General features: G+C 61.2%; 1 rRNA gene. It reads left to right on the top strand.

Annotated elements, in window-relative coordinates:
• Positions 1-124: 124 nt before the first annotated feature.
• Positions 125-209: ribosomal RNA gene (gene rrf / locus MFF56_RS32035) — 5S ribosomal RNA — on the top strand; the annotation flags it as partial.

The following is a 209-nucleotide window of genomic DNA, read 5'->3' as shown; positions in this document are numbered from 1 at the left end:
CATACACCGATCCGCCAGGATCGGCGAAGCGGTCACAGACAACATGCTTGCCGAACAGAATGGGGCTTCCGCCGTCGCAGCACCCTGCGACAGCGAACGTCCCAAACAACCTGTGCTTGGCCGGTCTGGTGGCCTGAGCGGTGTGCCCAGAACCCGATCCCATCTCGAACTCGGCCGTTAAACACACCAGCGCCCATGGTACTGTGTCT

Origin of the sequence: Methylobacterium hispanicum, from assembly GCF_022179285.1 — a bacterium.
GTDB classification, from domain to species: domain Bacteria; phylum Pseudomonadota; class Alphaproteobacteria; order Rhizobiales; family Beijerinckiaceae; genus Methylobacterium; species Methylobacterium hispanicum.
This window is presented reverse-complemented; position numbering and strand designations above follow the sequence as displayed.